A 15,619-nucleotide genomic window follows, 5' to 3' on the forward strand; every position below is an offset into this window, starting at 1 on the left:
GGGAGGGCGGGCCGTCGGCGCGAAGTCCGTGCCCGGGGCGGGGGACCCCGGGCCGCCGGCGGCCCACCCGGTCTATCGGGCCGGGTCGCCCGCGACGCACAGGTAGATCGCGAGGGCTGGCAGCAGCGGGATTGTGCTGAGGGTCAGGCTCGGCCGGGTGGTGCGGGAGGCGGGCGGCGCGGCTCGCTCGGTGGGGGGTTGTCGGTGGTGTCTCATCCGGCACCCTCGGCGTGTTCCTGCCGGATGGCTGTGGCGTAGGCGTCCAGGAGGCGCTGTCCGGTCTCGCACTCGCCCGTTCTGCACGCTTCGCAACCGGCGGCGTGGGTGATGGCGGCGCGCCATGCGTTCTCTGTGGTGCAGTTGGGGTGGCAGGCCCAGAGGGGGTAGGTGGTGAGGGTGGGGCCCTGGCTGAGGGCGACCGTGCCGAGGGGGCGGTCTCCGGTGAGCGGCGTGCCGCACAGGGCGCAGCGCCAGCCGAGAAGTTGCTCGCGGGTGAGGGCGGTCGGGTCGATTCCGGCCGGTCCCGGTCCCGGTGCCGTGGTGGCCGGCTCGCTCCTCTTCATCGGTGTCGTCCCTCGTGCTCGGCTGCGGGTGTGCTGGTGAGGGTCCGGGGGCGCTGGGCTGTGGGGTAGAGGGGTGCGTGGACGGGGCAGGCGTAGGTGATCTTGTCGATGTCGTTGCCGCGGGTCTGTACGGCGACGGGGATGGGTTCGTCGGTGGGCAGCTGGCAGCGGTAGCAGAGCTGGCGGCCCTCGGGCATGGGCCCGTATTCGGCGCGGTCGGCCTCGGCCAGGGCTTCCCGCAGGCGGTGGGCATCGGTCAGGTAGTGATCGGGCCCCAGGTGCACGCGCCAGTGGGAATCGGGGCCCGTCGTCCAGGAGACGGGCGGTACGCCGAGGTAGGTCCGCTCGTCGGCGAGTTCTGCCAGGACGCGGACCTGCCGCAGGTGCCAGCTTGTCGCGGAGCCCACGGCGATGAGCCAGTACAGGGTGCCGTACATGTCCTGGATCACGGCGCCGGTCTGGTCGCCGAGCGTTTTCAGGGCGCGTTCGCCGACCATGGGTGCGGCCCGCACGGCGTCCCACCATCTGCCGACGGGTAACGCCTCGACGTCCACGGCGGGCGGTGGCTTCCAGGGCAGGGTTGGCTGTGGGTCAGCGATCATGACGCGGTTCCTCGTGGCCGGTTTGTGTCCGTGTTGCCCCCTCCTGGCCCAGCCGAGAGAGGGCATCACGCTTTCAGAGGCGCCGCCGGGCGCCATTCGAGTGAGGCCGTAGTCCAAGGCGCGGGAGGCACGGACCAGTCCTGGGCCCCGGGGCAGTCCAGGGAGGGGCGGGAGTGATCACATGTGCTCGGGCGCCGGGCTACTGCTGGTTGCGAGCCGCCAGTAAGCCGGGGCGAGGAGCGGGTGCTCGATATCTCCTGCGGGCACGAGTGAGCACCGCCAGGCGGTGAGTTCGGGGCGCCCGTTGTGGTCCCACTCGCTGACGTGCTGCTGAACCTGGTCGGCCAGCAGCTCGGTTTCAGGTCCCGGGGTGAGGTGGAGCCCCCCGGGCTGGACGAACACCGCGGCGTCGCCGTCGACGACGGCGCATCCGGTGTAGTCGCTGGTGTCTGTCGCTCCGGCGCAGGTGGTGCCTGCTTGGCGGGCTGCCAGGTGCATCCACAGATCCACGTATGAGCCGCGTGGGTCCAGGTCGGCGGGTACCGCGCCGGTGCGGGCAGCAGCGGGATCCGGCGTGGGGAAATGCTGGCCGCGGGTGGCCGGTGGCGGGGTGGCCCCGGAGTACAGCGGTCCGGTGGCGGTCATGAAGTCGGCGCTGGCGACCAGTTGGCCGGTGGGGCTGCCTTCGGTGGTGGTGATGCGGGTCAGCGGATGGAGACCGCCATGGGCAATGGGGGCCAGGATGGCGCCGGTGGGGCTGAGCTGGTCGAGCCAGGCCGGGGAGATCCCGGCGATACCGCAGGTGACCATGATCAGGTCGTACGGGCCGCCGTTCGGGTAGCCGAGGTATCCATCGCCGGTGTGAACGGTGACGCCTTGGGCTCCGGCGCGGGCCAGTGCCTCCCGGGCTTCTTCCGCGACCAGCGGGGACGCTTCGACGGTATGGGTTTCGGCGCCGGTGATGTGGGCGATCAGTGCGGCGTTCCAGCCAGTGCCCGCACCGACTTCCAGGACCCGCATGCCCGGGCGCGGGCGGGCGGCTTCCAGCATCTTGGCGACGATGGAGGGCTGGGAGGTGCTGGAGAACCCGCCGGCGTCGTCGGCTGGGGTGTGGGTCATGATGCCGCGGTCGGCGTAGGCGAGGTCGAGCAGCTCGTCGGTGGGTTCGGCCGGGTCGACCGGGGTGTGATGTCCGGTGGCGTAGTGGCCTTTGATGAACAGGTGGCGGGGTACGGCCTCGATCGCGTGGGCCACCGCGTCGGAGCGGATCGCGCCCTTCGTTCGCAGGTCGGCGGCGAGGGCGTGCGCCTTGGGCGCCCAGTCGACAGTCGTGGTCATCGGTTCACGTTCTCCTGCGGGCTGTAGCGGACGATGGGCGTATAGGTGCGGGTGGGGTCGCTGGGCTCCCCGGCGGGCCGACCTTCGGCCTCGAGCCACGCGTGGACCTCGGATGCGCCGGGCTTGATGCCGAAGACAAGCGCGGGAGCATGGCCGTGGGCGCGGCAGTACAGCAGGGCTGCCACGGAGCGGGGCAGACAGGCGCGGGTGCCGCCGAGGCGGAGGTTTGCGGTGCAGACCGCCAGGACCGCATGCTCGGCTTCTGCGACCGTGGAGGGACGGCATGCTCCGCGAAGGGTGCGGTTCATGGCGTTCTCCAGCCGGGGCGTGCCGGCACTGATGCGGGTGGCGAGCGTTCCGGCTGAGCGGGCGAGGAGGAACTGCCGGGGCCGTAGGTGGATGGCGGGCGGCAGAGCGACGGGGAAGCTCATCAGCGTGTCACCACCCCAGCCGCTTGCAACTCGGCGAGCAGCGTGTCGAGGTCGGCCCGGAGCGTGGCCGCGGGGATGTCGGGCCAGCGTCGCGCCAGTTCCTCTTCGGCGCCGTTGACTGTGCCTCCGTTGGCGAGTTCGGTCAACGCCACCGCCGCGGTCGGGTTGAGGGTCCATACGCTGGAGTCGGATGTGATCAGCGTTCCGCGGCCTGTCACGGGGTCGGTCACGACCCGTGCTCCGGCCGCCAGATTCAACATGGTGTCTCCTCGAAGGGAACGGGGGTCGGCAGCGGGCGGTTGCTCGTGGTGCGGGCCCAGACCTCGCACATCAGGGTCAGATGCAGCAGCAGGTCGGTGCGGTCGTCCGCACGGTCCCACCCGCGCAGCGCCGTGCGCAGGCGATCAGCATCGATGAGACCGCATCGGGCGAGTTCGGAGTCATCGGACAGGAGCTTCGCGAACATCGCCCGCGCGGGCCGGGCCGCCTCGGCAGTGTCGGAGCTGTAGCCGCCTTTGGTGCGGCGGGCGAGATTGGCGGCGGGCACGTGGCCGCTCATCACCGCCATCAGCAGCGGCTTGTTCTGATACGGGCTGGTGCGGGCCTCGGCGCGAGTGGCCAGCGCCGCCTCGATCACCTGCTGGTCGGCGTAGGGGTAGGCGAGCTGGATGCCGAAGGGGCTCGCGGCATCGGATTGGAGCCGGTTCCAGCGGGCGAGTGCTCTGATCGCCGCCATTGTGGCGTGCTGATGTGGCCGCTCGTGCAACGGTTCTGCCCTGTCCGCCGCCGCGCGGAGGGCGTCGGCCAGCATCGTGCGGGCCCAGCCGGTCAGCCACGGCGGCGCATATGGCCCGGCCTCCCACCCGAGGGAATCATCGCGGCCGTGGGTGGGACAGTCGGCGAGCCACCTCTGGTACGGGCCCGGATCCGCGGCCTGGGCCTTGACCTGCTGCGTGGTCACACCCCACAGGGCAGCCCAGCCTTTGATGTGGCGGCGAGAGGCGGCCTTATCTCGGCGGCGTGCGTGGGTCAGGTAGGACAGGGCGGTAGGCATCAACTCGTCGCCACCCTTGCCGGACAGCAGCACTCGGACCTCAGCGGACGCCGCATGCTCCCACCAGAAGGCCGCCCTGCGCGGGCTGGCAGCAGACGGTGACGGGGCATCCAGCGCGAACGGCGCCTCCAGCCCTGCGAACTGGGCAGGGACAACCCCCCACGTCCAGAATGTCGTGCCGGGCACCGGGCTGGGCCCCGGCCGCGCGGCGTGCCCAGTCGAGGTCATCGTTACCAGGATCGGCCGGGGCGCGGGTGAGGTTGATCAGAAGGAGGTACGCGCGGTCGCCGCCGAGTGCGGCGTGCCCTTACGGACCAACAAGTCGACCATCGAACACTGGATCAGCGGCGCCGTCCCCGCAGCCGACACCGGCCGCTACCTCGCCGTAGCCCTCTCCCGCCAACTCGGCCGCCTGCTGACCCTTCACGATCTCGGCCTCGCCCCGGAAAACGAGGAAGATGAGCTCGGGCTCTCCCTCGGCGAGGACCCGCTGGACGTCCTGCTGCCGATGTGGAGGCACGAATTGAACCGGCGCCGCTTCCTCACCACCTCCGCCTACTCGGTCGCCGCCGCCGGTCTGCCACTGTCATACGTCCGCGAGATCGCCGACCGCACCGCCGCTGCCCGCACCGGACAGACCATCGGTATGGCCGAAGTCGCCGCAGTCCGCGACATGGTGCGCATCTTCTCCGAGATGGACGAACGCCACGGTGGACAGCACGGCCGCAGCGCCCTGGTGCAGTACCTGCGCGACGACGTCGCCTCGCTGTGCCGAGGCCGCTTCCACTCCGAGGAGATCCGCCAGCAGATGCTCTCCGCCGCCAGCCGCGGCGTGCACCTGCTCGGTTGGAAGTCCTACGACGCGGGACAGCAGGGCCTGGCCCAGCGCTATTACCTCCAGTCCTACGCGCTCGCCGTCGAGTCCGGCATCCCCGGGCACGACGGGTTCGTGATGCGCACGATGGCCATGCAAGGGCTCAAGCTGCACCGGCCCGAGCACTGCCAGGCCCTGGCCGAGACTGGCCTGGACCGCGCCAAGGGGAAGGTCGATACGCAGACCGAAGCACTTTTCCGTGTCGTCCACGCCCACACCCTGGCCAAGTCCCGACAGCGGCACGCGGCCGTCGCCGAAGCCGAGCGGGCGCGTTCTCTCCTGGCCGCCGACCGTGGGGACGAAGTGCCATTCTGGGCTCTGTCCTGGGGTCCGCCTGCGGCGTCGGTCTACTCGCGCAGTGCGAAGGTCTACGAGACGCTGGGCGATCGAAGTACGGCGGCGGAGCAGTACGCGCGGGCCGCCGCGTCCCGCCCATCGGGCTATGCGCGGATCGTCGCACTCGACCTCGTGGCCAGCGCCGAGATGCAGCTCAAGGGCGGCGGCATCGAGCAAGCGTGTGCCACCTGGAACAGGGCGATGGACCACATGGACGGTGTCCGGTCCGTCCGCACCCGCAAGGCCGTGAACCGCATGCGCAGTGACCTCGCTCGCTTCAGGTCCCGAGGTGTGCGATGTGCGGCTGAGCTGGAGGAGCGGGCCGTCGAGTTCCTGGCCGCGGCCTGACCTCCGAAGGGGCCGCAGGCCGCGGTCCGATGTCGGGACCGTGCCCAGCGACGAACGCTGTGCTGCTGGAGCGTGCCGATCGGCTGGTGGCGGTGTGGAACAGGCAGCCTCCCACGGGCAACGGCGGAGGAACGGCGGACGTGGTGCACCAGGCCCGGAGGCAGGCATCCCTGTGGATGTCGTCTGGCCGGACGGGGCATCCCGCAGGGCGTGACGAATGCCCCCTCCGGCCGGGCGGGTCCGAGGGATCGTTGCACCACGAGTGATCAACTGGAACGCGACGGCAGACCGGTGCCCGTTGCGCCGCCCACCTCCGGGTGCGGGCGACGTGGCCGGGGTCCGGGGTGACCGCGTGCGCTGGAGCGCACCGCGCTGGCGCCGTGACGGACTGCGCCGTGATCGACGGCGCCGGGCCGTGCGTGTCAGCCGTGGTCCGGTGTGGTGGCCCAGTTGGCGAGGACGGCGTCGGCCGCGGCGTGGAGGTCGTGGGCGGGGACGCCGTCGCGGACCTGTGTCGAGACGCCGAGCAGAAAGCCGTAGATCATCGCTGTGGTGCCGTCCACGTCGGTGTCCTCGGGGAGGTCGCCCGCGGCGACACCGCGGACGACGCACGCTCTGATGCGGGCCCGGTCCACCGCCCGTCGCGCCGCCACCACCTTCCGCGCCGCCTCCCCCGTCTCCGGTGCGCCCAGCGTGCCGGAGAGGGCGATGAGGCAGCCGCGGGGGTGGGACGGGTCGGTCTGCATGTCGATCGATCCGTGCAGGAGGCGTGCGACCGCCTCGCGGGGGTTCATCGCCTCGTCGGCGGCGACGTCGGTGATGCTGCCCGGTCCGGAGATGTAGTGCTCCACGGCTCGTGCGAACAGCCCGTCCTTCGAGCCGAAGGCTCCGTACAGGCTGGCCGAGGACAGCCCGGTGGCCTCGCGCAGCTGCGCGAGTGAGGTGGCTTCGTAGCCCTGCTCCCAGAACAGCAGCATCGCGGCCTCGAGAACGGCCTCCTGGTCGAAGGCGCGGGGGCGGCCGACGGGTGACACGGCAGACCTCCTCATTTTCGGAATGACTGGTCCAGTTTGACGGACGATGCCGGGGCTCGTCAATATCGGATCGATCGATCCGTAATTGATGAAGGAGCCCTCCCCTCATGACCTCGACGTTTCCTACCCCCGCCGCCACGCGAGCACGGGAGCCGCTTCCCGTCCCGGCGCTGGTCGTGATGGCCTGCACCGGTTTCGTCGTGATCATGACCGAGACGATGCCGGCCGGGCTGCTCCCGCGGCTCGCCACCGGACTCGGCGTCTCCGAGGGCGGAGCGGGCCAGCTCGTGAGCGCCTACGCGATCGGAACCGTCCTCGCGGCGATACCCGCGGCCATGCTGACCCGCGGGGCCCGGCGGAAGCCGCTCCTCCTCGCCGGGCTGCTCGGATTCCTGGTCGCCAACACCGTCACCACCCTGGCGCCCTCGCTCCCCGTCGCGCTCGGTGCCCGCTTCGTCGCGGGAGCCTTCTCCGGCCTGCTGTGGGGCATGCTCGCCGGATACGCGCGGCGCATCGCCGCGCCGGAACAGGCGGGCCGGGCCCTCTCCATCGCCATGACCGGGACCCCGGTCGCGCTCTCGGCCGGGACTCCGCTGGGCGCCTGGCTCGGTTCGGTGGCCGGTTGGCGGTGGGCGTTCGCCGCGATGTCCCTGCTCACCGCCGTCGTCATGGTCTTCGCGCAGCTGCTCGTGCCCGACGTGCCGGGGCAGCGGGCGCGGACACGGGTTCCGCTCACCCGGGTGCTGGGCATTCCGGGCGTGGCGACCATCCTCGTCGTCGTCTTCGTCTGGATGCTCGCGCACAACCTGCTCTACACCTACATCGCCCCCTATCTGCGGCAGGCACACCTCGCGCTCCGGCCCGACCTCGCCCTCGTCGTCTTCGGCGTCGCCGCGCTCGGCGGAATCTGGATCACCGGCGTGTTCATCGACCACGCGCTGCGCCGGCTCACCCTGGTGAGCGTCAGCCTGTTCATCGTCTCCGGCGCCACGTTCGTCCTCGGCCGGCAGTCCATGGCGCTCGCGCTCCTCGCGATCGTCCTGTGGGGCATCGCCTTCGGCGGCGCGGCGACGCATCTGCAGACGGCCATGGGAGAAGCCGCGGGCGAGAACGCCGATGTGGCGAACGCGCTGCTCACCACGTCCTTCAACCTCGCGATCTTCGCGGGCGGCGCGCTCGGCGCCGTCGTCCTCGACAGCGCGGGCGCGCCGGTGCTGCCCGCCGGGATGATCGGGCTCGCGCTCATCGCACTGGTCACGGTCGGCTGCGGCCGGCACGCGGCTTTCCCCGCGGGACGGTGACTTCACCACGTTCCGGCGGGACTTCACGACGTTCCGGCGGGACGGGCGGCCCCCGGGGAGCGCGGGGGCGGGCTCTGCCGTACGCGAATCTGCCGCGGGCCGATATCCCTGCCCCGCGGCCGGAACCGGGCCGATGGTGAAAGGACCGCGGCGAATGCGGGCCGCGGTATTCACAGGGAGGTCCGATGGGAATATTCGCCACCGGCTGGGAGCCGGTATCGAGTCCGCGCGCCGCCGAGGGGGACACGGCGCCGACGCGATTCGACGATCATCTGGCCGCGCAGCTGCTGACACAGCGCATCGTCTTTCTCGGGACCCAGGTGGACGAGGTGTCCGCGAACCGGGTGTGTGCGCAGATGCTGCTGCTGTCGGCCGAGGATCCGCGGACCGATATCAGCCTCTACATCAACAGTCCGGGCGGTTCGGTGACGGCGGGACTGGCGATCTACGACACGATGCGGCTGATCCCGAACGACGTGTCCACGCTCGCCATGGGATTCGCCGCGAGCATGGGGCAGTTCCTGCTCACCGTGGGGACGGCCGGGAAGCGCTACGCCCTGCCGAATTCCCGCATCATGATGCATCAGCCGTCGGCCGGAATCGGGGGGAGCGCGGCCGATATCGCGATCCAGGCCGAGAATCTCGAATTCATGAAGCGGTCCATCGAACGCATCACCGCGGAGCACACCGGACAGAGCGTGGAGACGATTTCGCGCGACGGTGACCGCGACCGGTGGTTCACACCGGAGCAGGCGAAGGAATACGGGATGGTCGACCGGGTCCTGGAGTCGCTCGCGGACGTACGGCCGGCCGGTTCGCGGCGCAGGATGGGGATCTGACATGGGGCAGTACACGATTCCGACCGTCGTCGAGCGCACCACGCAGGGGGAGCGGGCGTACGACATCTACAGCCGGCTGCTGTCCGAGCGGATCATCTTCCTCGGCACGGAGATCGACGACGGCGTCGCCAACGTCGTGATCGCGCAGCTGCTCCATCTCGAGTCGTCGAGCCCGGAGCAGGAGGTCGCGATCTACATCAACTCACCGGGCGGCTCGTTCACCTCGCTGATGGCGATCTACGACACGATGACGTTCGTGTCGGCGCCCATCTCGACGTTCTGCGTGGGGCAGGCGGCCTCGACCGCGGCGGTGCTGCTGGCCGGGGGAGACCCCGGGCGGCGGTTCGTACTGGAGCACGCCCGGGTGCTGCTGGGGCAGCCGGTGAGCGGCGGTCAGCAGGGCACGGTCTCGGACCTCAGCCTGCAGGCCAAGGAGATGCTCCGGATCCGCGCGCAGGTCGAGGAGGTACTCGCCCGCCATACGCCCCACGATGTGGCCACCCTCCGCGCCGACATGGACCGCGACAAGGTCTTCACGGCGCGGGAGGCGGTGGCGTACGGGCTCGCCGACGAGGTGTTGAGCCGGCGGATGGCCAGGGCGTTCTGAGACGGCGGGGACGTTCTGAGACGGCGGGGGCGTTCTGAGAAGGCCGGGGCGTTCTGAGAAGGCCGGGGCCGCCGTCTTCCGGCGGCCCCTGTCGGCTTCGAGTCGCCGCTGTCGGTTTCGGCCGCGTCTGGCGGCTTGGAGTCGTCTTGGTCGGCTTCGAGCCGCCTCCGGCTGCGCCCGGCGCCATCGGGCGGGCTCAGGCGGCGATCGGGCGGCGATCCGGTGGGCTCAGGCGGGCTCAGGCGGCGAGGCGTACGTCGCCCTGCCGCCCCGCCTGCCCGGACCCGCGGCCCGTACCGGAGGCGCCGGAGGCGCCCGAGGCGGTGGGGGCGACGGACGTGACAGAGGTGACGGACGTGAGGGCCGCGACGGACATCACCGCGCCGTCGCGTCGCCGCCGCGGTCCGGCGGCGAGCCGGATCAGCTCGACCTGGACCATGGCGAGGAGGTCGGCCAGGCTGAGGCCGAGGGCACGGGCGGCGGCTGCGAGGACCTCGGACGACGCCTCCTTACGGCCGCGTTCGAGCTCCGAGAGGTACGGCATGGAGATACGGGCCGCCTCGGCGACGTCCTTGAGCGTGCGGGTCTGGGCGAGGCGCTCACGCCGCAGCACGCCACCGACGATGTCCCGCCAGAGGGGCTCCTTCACCGGTTCCGGGGCGGTCTGCTCCCGCCCCGCGGGGACGGCCGGTGCGGTCGGGGCCTCCGGTGCGGAAGGGGCCGCACCGGTGCCCCTGGCAGCGGCTCCCGTCCGGGGCACCGCGGCCGAGGCGGGCGGACGCAGGGGAATGACGCGGGCTCGGTTCGACGCGTGGCTGCTCACCCCCTCAGAGTAGGAGCGGCGAGCCCGACGGGAAGGGCCCGGCGTTCTGCCCTCGGCGAATCGATCACCTGTTCGGCGTGTTCGGCAGGTGCGAACCCCGGCCCCGCACGGCCGCGTTCGAAGCCGCCGACCGCACCGCGAACCGGCCGCGAACCCGCCGCGAACCGGCTGCGCACCTGCCGCGAACCCGCCGCGAAGCCCCGATGTCAGTGCCGGGCCCTACCGTGAAGCTGTCCTTGTTCACGCTCGCTGGGCTGCTTGCGTACCCGGACACGGCGGGGGCCGGACCCGACAGTGCGCGGGCCCGGCCTCCGGCGGTACGCCGGACCGATCGCGCCCGCGTCAGCCCGCGACCCGCAACTCCGGTGCACAACCGGTCCAGCGCAGCGGCGCGGGCAGATGTGCCAACCCCGTGCCCGCGATACGGCCCCTCCCCGGTCGTATCGCGGGCACGCATATGCGCACCGGGCTTGCCCACCCGAAGCGGGAGACGTCACCGTTGTCCCCCACGGGCACGCGCCGCGTGCTCGTATTCGACTGGGACCGGAGGTGCCATGGGACCGATCGTTCCACCCCTCGTTCCACCGTATGAGCTCGTCGGCGAAGGGCCGCACCGTGTGATGGCCGTGCACGGCTGGTTCTCGGACCGCGCCGCGTACGCCGCGATACTGCCGCATATCGACCGGCGCGCGTTCACCTATGTGCTTCCCGATCTGCGCGGCTACGGCGAGGCGCGCGACATCCCCGGCGCGTACACCACCGATGAGGCCGGGCGCGATCTGCTCGCGCTCGCCGATCACCTCGGCTGGGAGCGGTTCTCGCTCGTCGGCCACGCGATGGGCGGGGCCGTCGTCCAGCGCGTCGTGGCGGCGGCCCCGGAGCGGGTCCGGCGGCTGGTCGGGGTCGCGCCGGTGCCGGCCAGCGGGGTGCCGATGGAGGGCGAGCAGTGGCAGCTGTTCGCGTCCGCCGCCGACCGCCCGGAGAACCGGCGGGCGATCATCGACCGCACCACCGGCAGCCGGCACCCGGACGCCTGGCTGGACCTGATGGTCCGGCACTCACTGGAGCACAGCGACCCCAAGGCGCTCCGGGCGTGGCTGGACTCCTGGGCGCTGGAGGACTTCCACGAGGACATCACCGGCGTCCAGGTGCCGGTCCGGGTCGTGGTCGGCGCCCACGACCCGGCGCTCACGGCGGAGGTGATGCGGCGGACCTGGCTGCGCTGGTACGTCAACGCCGAGCTGGTGGAGCTGGAGTACGCCGGGCGCTACCCCGCCGATGAGACACCGCTGGAACTCGTACGGGCCGTCGAGGACTTCATCACGGCTGACGCGTAGCCGGCGGTGAGGTGCCGGAGGCGGACGCGGACGGATCCGAGGAGGGCGGGGCGGAGGACGGGTCGGACGGTGAGGCGGAGGCACGACCGGCGTGCTTCGCCTCGCTCCGCTGGTACTTCTCCTCGCTCTTCCGGTACTTGGGCAGCAGGTCGTTCATGATTTTGTCGACATAGCCCCGCGTTTCGAGGATCTCCGGGATGCCGCGCGCACGGAGCACCGCGTTCGGCCCCGCGTTGTACGCCGCGAGCGCGAGCCGGGTCGCCCCGGTCTTGGTCCCGCTGCCCGGGACCGCCTTGACCAGGTCGTACAGATGGCACATGTAGCGGGCCTGGGAGGGGATGGCGTCGCGGGGTTCCCAGACGTCGGCCTTGCCGTCGCCGTCGCCGTCCTGGCCCCACTCCTTCCAGGTGGCCGGTGAGAACTGCGAAATGCCCTGGGCGTGCCCGGAGTCCGCGTCCGGGCGCCAGCCGCTCTCCGCGTCGATCTGGGCGGCCAGCAGCGGCACGCTCAGCGGGGCGCAGGCGCGGGCCGCCGATTCCACGGAGGGGCGCCGGTTCTCCGGGATCACCGGCAGCTCGGGCTTCGAGGGTGCGGTGAGATGCCGTACGACGAGAATCGCGCCGACGACCAGCGCGAGGCCGGCGACGAACGCCGCGACCATCCCGGCGGCGCGGGTCAGCATGCCGGAACCGGCACGGAGAGGGTACGCATGCAGGGACGGTAGCCGGTATCGCGGGCCGATCTGTAATCGGTCGCCGACACGGTGCTACGACACGTGCTATGACACGGTGCTACGACGCGGTGCTACGACACGGTGTTACGACGCGGGGCGGACCGGAGGCATCGGCTGTCCGGCGGGGGCCGCGGGCAGCGGGCCGGTCTCCTCCTCACCGGGGCGTTTCATCACGTATGCCGCGCCGGCGCCGGCCGCGAACAGCGCGAGCACCGAGACCGCCGTGCCGAGCCAGGAGGCGCCGAGCCACTGGCCGCCGACATAGCCGAGGGTCACGCTGTACGCCGCCCAGGCGAGCCCGGCCACCGCGGACCACGGCAGGAATTCCTTCACCCTCCGATGGGCGGCGCCCGCGCCCAGGCTGACGACCGAGCGTCCCGCGGGCGCGAAGCGGGCTATCACCACGAGGGGGCCGCCGCCGCGCACCAGCGCGGTGCCCAACTTCTCCTGGGCGGAGGTGAGTCGGCGGGAGCGGGCGATCGCGCGGCCGAGCCGGTCGCTGCCGCGCCAGGCCAGCCGGTAGGCGACCATGTCTCCGAGGACGGAGGCGGTCGCGGCGCACAGCATCAGCCCGAACATGGCGGGGAAGTCGGCCGCGTCGGCCTGGCGCACCACGCCGACGGCGTCAACGGTGGTGCCGGCGGCCGCGGTGGCGGCGGCGATGACCAGGACTCCGCTGGGCAGAACGGGGACGAAGACGTCGAGCAGGACGGACACCGCGATGACCGCATAGATCCATGGGGTGTTGGTCAGCGACCCCAATTGTTCCAACAACGTTCTTCTCCCGATCCCGGTCCCCCCGCTGCGCATGTCGCCGGGAAGCGGCAGGCGCCAGCCTGTACAGCCATACAGCGTACGCCTGTGACAGATGAGGGTAACGGTAAGGGTGTAACGATCGTGTTCGAATTACGCCGTGCGGGGCGCTCGGCCCCGCACGGCGTAATCCGTGATGTGACGTCTGTGTGTGACGTTTGTGTATGACGTCTGTGGGTCCGTGCGGATCAACTGAGGTCTATCAGACCGCGGATGGCTGGCGCCGAGTTTCGGCCGTCGCCTCGCTCGTCCGGGCCGAGCCGAATACCCGGTCCAGCGCCCAGGGGCCGGGGCCGGTGAAGACGAGCAGCAGCAGGGTCCAGCAGAACAGCGCGGCGGGCTCACCGCCGTTCTGAATGGGCCACAGCTTCTCCGGCTGGTGCTCGTGGAAGTACGCGTAGGCCATCGAGCCCGAAGAGAGGAACGCCGCGCTGCGGGTGCCGATGCCGAGCATCACCAGCGCGCCGCCGACGAGCTGGATCACCGCCGCGTACCAGCCCGGCCAGGTGCCCGCCTCGATGGTGGCGCCGGTGCCGTCCATACCGCCGAACCAGCCGAACAGCGACGAGGCGCCGTGGCAGAAGAACAGCAGGCCGACGACGATGCGGAAAAGCGACAGAACATGCGGTTTGGCGGTCTCGAGCGCCTCACCGAGGGTGCGGGGGGTGGGGGAGGAAGGCATGGGAGGTGGAGCTCCTCGTTCCGGAGACGGGAAACAACGGAGCGCCCAGGTTAGGGTCACCTCATCTTTTGTTGCAAGTTCAAGTTCCTGCCAACATGAGTGCCCTGGCGTCCCTTCCGTTACGGCTGAAATCCGCCCCTCGGAGCCCCGCCGTGCACATCGGGGCACCTTTCTGCCAGGGATCCCGGGCGGTCGGCTCGCGCGGCGCCGCCCGTGCTACCGGGTCGGTGTCGCAGAGGGTGTCGCAGAGGGCGATGGGGGGGGTGGCGGAGGGGGGATGGCGAGGGTGACGGAGTTCACGCCCGGCCGCGCCCCCGCGGCGGTCACCCAGTGGGCCCCCTCGGTCGGCACCCCGATGGGCAACCGCCGCGGACGCGGCCGGCCCCGGGCGGTCGGCAACCGGTACGGGGCAGCGGTGACATCGAGCCCGCCGGTCTCGTACCACTCCATCCGATGGAGGCGGCACTGCCCGGTGGCCAGCGGGTGGATCGGCAACTCAGCGGCGGCTGCGCCACGTCCTGGCGCGCGGAGGCCGACAGCCGCCGCCGGAAGCCGTCCCGCTCGTCACGCCCCGTGAACCGCGCCCGCGGCGCGGGGGCACCAGGCCCCAGGACCGGCGCCCCGCCTCCGGGATGCCGTACTCCGTGAGCGCGGCGGCCTCTTCGGGGTTGCCGTGGTCGATGGCCGAAAAGTGACCCTCGGAGCGCGTTGGGGCGGACGGGGCGGAGGTGACGGAGCCGGTCCCGGGGTCCCCGGGCCGCCCGGGGCACGGGCCTGGGACGCGCGGGGCGCGGGCCTGGGGGTGCCCGGGGCGGGGTGCGCGGGGCGCGGGCCTGGGACGCGCGGAGGGCCACTGCGCGCCCGTCGCAGCAGTGGTCCCGGGCGCAGCCCGGCCACCCGGCCCTCCTCCGCCGTTCGCCGGTGTACGCGGTCAGGCGTAACCGCACGGAACGACGGAGGGTGGCGCGGGGTTCCTCCGGGCGGTGCGCCGCTGCCACGGACGCCGTTAAGGGCCCCGGTCGGCCCGCGGCCGTTTCGGCGACTTTTTCCGCAGGTCTCTTCTGCGGTCTTTTCCGCGGTCTTTTCCCGTGCGCACGCTTCGCTGGGGTTGTTTCCGCGGTCCTTTCCGGGGTTGTTTCCGCGGCTTTCTCCGGGGCTGTCTCAGCAGCCGTTGAGGATGCCGCTGAGCGCGGACTTCTCGGCCGAGTCGAGGCTGAGCTTGTAGGTGTACTTCACCGACACCCACATCCGGGCGTACATGCAGTGGTAGGCGGCCCGGGGCGGCAGCCATTCGGCGGGGTCCTGGTCGCCCTTGGACTGGTTGACGTTGTCCGTCACGGCGATGAGCTGGGAGTGGGTCAGGTCGTTGGCGAAGGCCTGGCGCTGGGCGGTGGTCCAACCGCTGGCGCCGGACTTCCACGCCTCGGAGAGCGGGACGACGTGGTCGATGTCCACGTCGGAGGCGGCCGACCAGGTCTCACCGTCGTACTCGGAGTACCAGGTGCCGCTGGTGGCCGCGCAACTGGAGTCGGTCTGGACGTTCTTGCCGTCGCGCTTGAGGACTTCCTCGCGGGTGTTGCAGGAGCCGCTCTGGGTGATCCAGTGCGGGAACTTGTCGCGGCTGTAACCGTCCGACGAGCCCTCGGCCTTGACGGTCAGCGAGGCCAGCTGGGTGCGGGCGGTGGCGGCGCTGGGCGGGGTGGGCGGGGAAGCCTGTGCGGTGGGCCCGTTGAGGACGAGCGTGCCCAACAGGGCGACGAACCCGCCGAAGACCGAGGCGCGACGCGCGTAGACGCGACGTCGGGTGGGGCGACGGTGTATGTCCGACATGCGAACTCCCTTTGTAGTGTGGCTCGTTCGCCTCCGGGGCGCTTGTGCCGCTGTCGATGGTCGACGGCCGATGC

At 71.5% G+C, this 15,619-nt stretch carries 17 protein-coding genes; 5 read left to right on the forward strand and 12 right to left on the reverse strand.

Going from position 1 to position 15,619, the window contains the following annotated elements:
* Window positions 1-212: 212 nt before the first annotated feature.
* The 6 genes from AXW62_RS34015 to AXW62_RS34040 form a co-directional block, all read right to left on the reverse strand.
* Window positions 213-563: a hypothetical protein gene (locus AXW62_RS34015; RefSeq protein ID WP_063817714.1), complete on the reverse strand. Its 351-nt coding sequence runs from the start codon at window positions 561-563 to the stop codon at window positions 213-215.
* Window positions 560-1,165 carry a hypothetical protein gene (locus AXW62_RS40030; protein WP_079115924.1) on the reverse strand — a complete coding sequence of 202 codons (606 nt, stop codon included), beginning with the start codon at window positions 1,163-1,165 and terminating at the stop codon, window positions 560-562. Before AXW62_RS40030 ends, AXW62_RS34015 begins: the two co-directional genes overlap by 4 nt.
* A gap of 177 nt (window positions 1,166-1,342) precedes the next feature.
* Complete coding sequence (locus tag AXW62_RS34025) at window positions 1,343-2,503, reverse strand: protein-L-isoaspartate O-methyltransferase family protein (RefSeq protein ID WP_060947858.1); 1,161 nt, start codon at window positions 2,501-2,503, stop codon at window positions 1,343-1,345.
* The gene (locus tag AXW62_RS34030) at window positions 2,500-2,934 is read right to left on the reverse strand and encodes a lasso peptide biosynthesis B2 protein (RefSeq protein WP_060947859.1); all 435 of its coding nucleotides are present in this window, start codon (window positions 2,932-2,934) and stop codon (window positions 2,500-2,502) included. The genes AXW62_RS34025 and AXW62_RS34030 overlap by 4 nt, the downstream gene beginning before the upstream one ends.
* Window positions 2,934-3,194, reverse strand: coding sequence for a PqqD family peptide modification chaperone (locus tag AXW62_RS34035; protein WP_060947860.1), 261 nt, complete (start codon window positions 3,192-3,194; stop codon window positions 2,934-2,936). Before AXW62_RS34035 ends, AXW62_RS34030 begins: the two co-directional genes overlap by 1 nt.
* Window positions 3,188-4,216: an asparagine synthase-related protein gene (locus AXW62_RS34040; RefSeq protein ID WP_079115925.1), complete on the reverse strand. Its 1,029-nt coding sequence runs from the start codon at window positions 4,214-4,216 to the stop codon at window positions 3,188-3,190. The genes AXW62_RS34035 and AXW62_RS34040 overlap by 7 nt, the downstream gene beginning before the upstream one ends.
* Here AXW62_RS34040 and AXW62_RS34045 point away from each other — a divergent pair.
* Complete coding sequence (locus AXW62_RS34045; protein ID WP_252368838.1) at window positions 4,164-5,546, forward strand: NsdA family TPR-like regulatory protein; 1,383 nt, start codon at window positions 4,164-4,166, stop codon at window positions 5,544-5,546. The two genes, AXW62_RS34040 and AXW62_RS34045, sit on opposite strands and share 53 nt — an antisense overlap.
* 422 nt (window positions 5,547-5,968) lie before the next feature.
* Here the strand turns inward: AXW62_RS34045 and AXW62_RS34050 are convergent, their stop codons facing one another.
* Window positions 5,969-6,580, reverse strand: a complete 612-nt coding sequence (locus AXW62_RS34050) for a TetR/AcrR family transcriptional regulator (RefSeq protein ID WP_060947862.1) — start codon at window positions 6,578-6,580, stop codon at window positions 5,969-5,971.
* A gap of 107 nt (window positions 6,581-6,687) precedes the next feature.
* On the opposite strand from AXW62_RS34050, the gene AXW62_RS34055 reads away from it, so the two are divergent.
* The 3 genes from AXW62_RS34055 (at window position 6,688) to AXW62_RS34065 (ending at window position 9,327) form a co-directional block, all read left to right on the forward strand.
* Window positions 6,688-7,881, forward strand: a complete 1,194-nt coding sequence (locus tag AXW62_RS34055) for an MFS transporter (RefSeq protein ID WP_060947863.1) — start codon at window positions 6,688-6,690, stop codon at window positions 7,879-7,881.
* A 185-nt stretch (window positions 7,882-8,066) separates the two neighbouring features.
* The gene (locus AXW62_RS34060; protein WP_060947864.1) at window positions 8,067-8,720 is read left to right on the forward strand and encodes an ATP-dependent Clp protease proteolytic subunit; all 654 of its coding nucleotides are present in this window, start codon (window positions 8,067-8,069) and stop codon (window positions 8,718-8,720) included.
* Window position 8,721: 1 nt separating this feature from the next.
* Window positions 8,722-9,327 (forward strand): ClpP family protease, encoded by a 606-nt coding sequence (locus AXW62_RS34065; protein WP_030825946.1) that lies wholly within the window; start codon window positions 8,722-8,724, stop codon window positions 9,325-9,327.
* Window positions 9,328-9,565: 238 nt separating this feature from the next.
* On the opposite strand, the gene AXW62_RS34070 is transcribed toward AXW62_RS34065, so the two are convergent.
* Complete coding sequence (locus tag AXW62_RS34070; protein ID WP_079115926.1) at window positions 9,566-10,150, reverse strand: helix-turn-helix domain-containing protein; 585 nt, start codon at window positions 10,148-10,150, stop codon at window positions 9,566-9,568.
* Window positions 10,151-10,704: 554 nt separating this feature from the next.
* Between AXW62_RS34070 and AXW62_RS34075 the strand changes: the two genes are divergently transcribed.
* The gene (locus AXW62_RS34075; protein WP_030825941.1) at window positions 10,705-11,487 is read left to right on the forward strand and encodes an alpha/beta fold hydrolase; all 783 of its coding nucleotides are present in this window, start codon (window positions 10,705-10,707) and stop codon (window positions 11,485-11,487) included.
* Here AXW62_RS34075 and AXW62_RS34080 read toward each other — a convergent pair.
* From AXW62_RS34080 to AXW62_RS34095, 4 genes are all read right to left on the reverse strand, one after another.
* Entirely contained in the window at window positions 11,471-12,169 is a 699-nt protein-coding gene (locus tag AXW62_RS34080; RefSeq protein ID WP_060947866.1) for a lytic transglycosylase domain-containing protein, read from the reverse strand. The genes AXW62_RS34075 and AXW62_RS34080 overlap by 17 nt on opposite strands.
* 135 nt (window positions 12,170-12,304) lie before the next feature.
* Window positions 12,305-12,994: a DedA family protein gene (locus AXW62_RS34085; RefSeq protein WP_060947867.1), complete on the reverse strand. Its 690-nt coding sequence runs from the start codon at window positions 12,992-12,994 to the stop codon at window positions 12,305-12,307.
* A 241-nt stretch (window positions 12,995-13,235) separates the two neighbouring features.
* Entirely contained in the window at window positions 13,236-13,715 is a 480-nt protein-coding gene (locus AXW62_RS34090) for a DoxX family protein (RefSeq protein ID WP_060947868.1), read from the reverse strand.
* Between the two features lie 1,161 nt (window positions 13,716-14,876).
* Complete coding sequence (locus tag AXW62_RS34095) at window positions 14,877-15,545, reverse strand: HNH endonuclease family protein (protein ID WP_051885827.1); 669 nt, start codon at window positions 15,543-15,545, stop codon at window positions 14,877-14,879.
* Window positions 15,546-15,619 lie beyond the last annotated feature (74 nt).

Origin of the sequence: Streptomyces hygroscopicus subsp. hygroscopicus (assembly GCF_001553455.1) — a bacterium.
In the GTDB taxonomy this organism is placed as follows: domain Bacteria; phylum Actinomycetota; class Actinomycetes; order Streptomycetales; family Streptomycetaceae; genus Streptomyces; species Streptomyces hygroscopicus.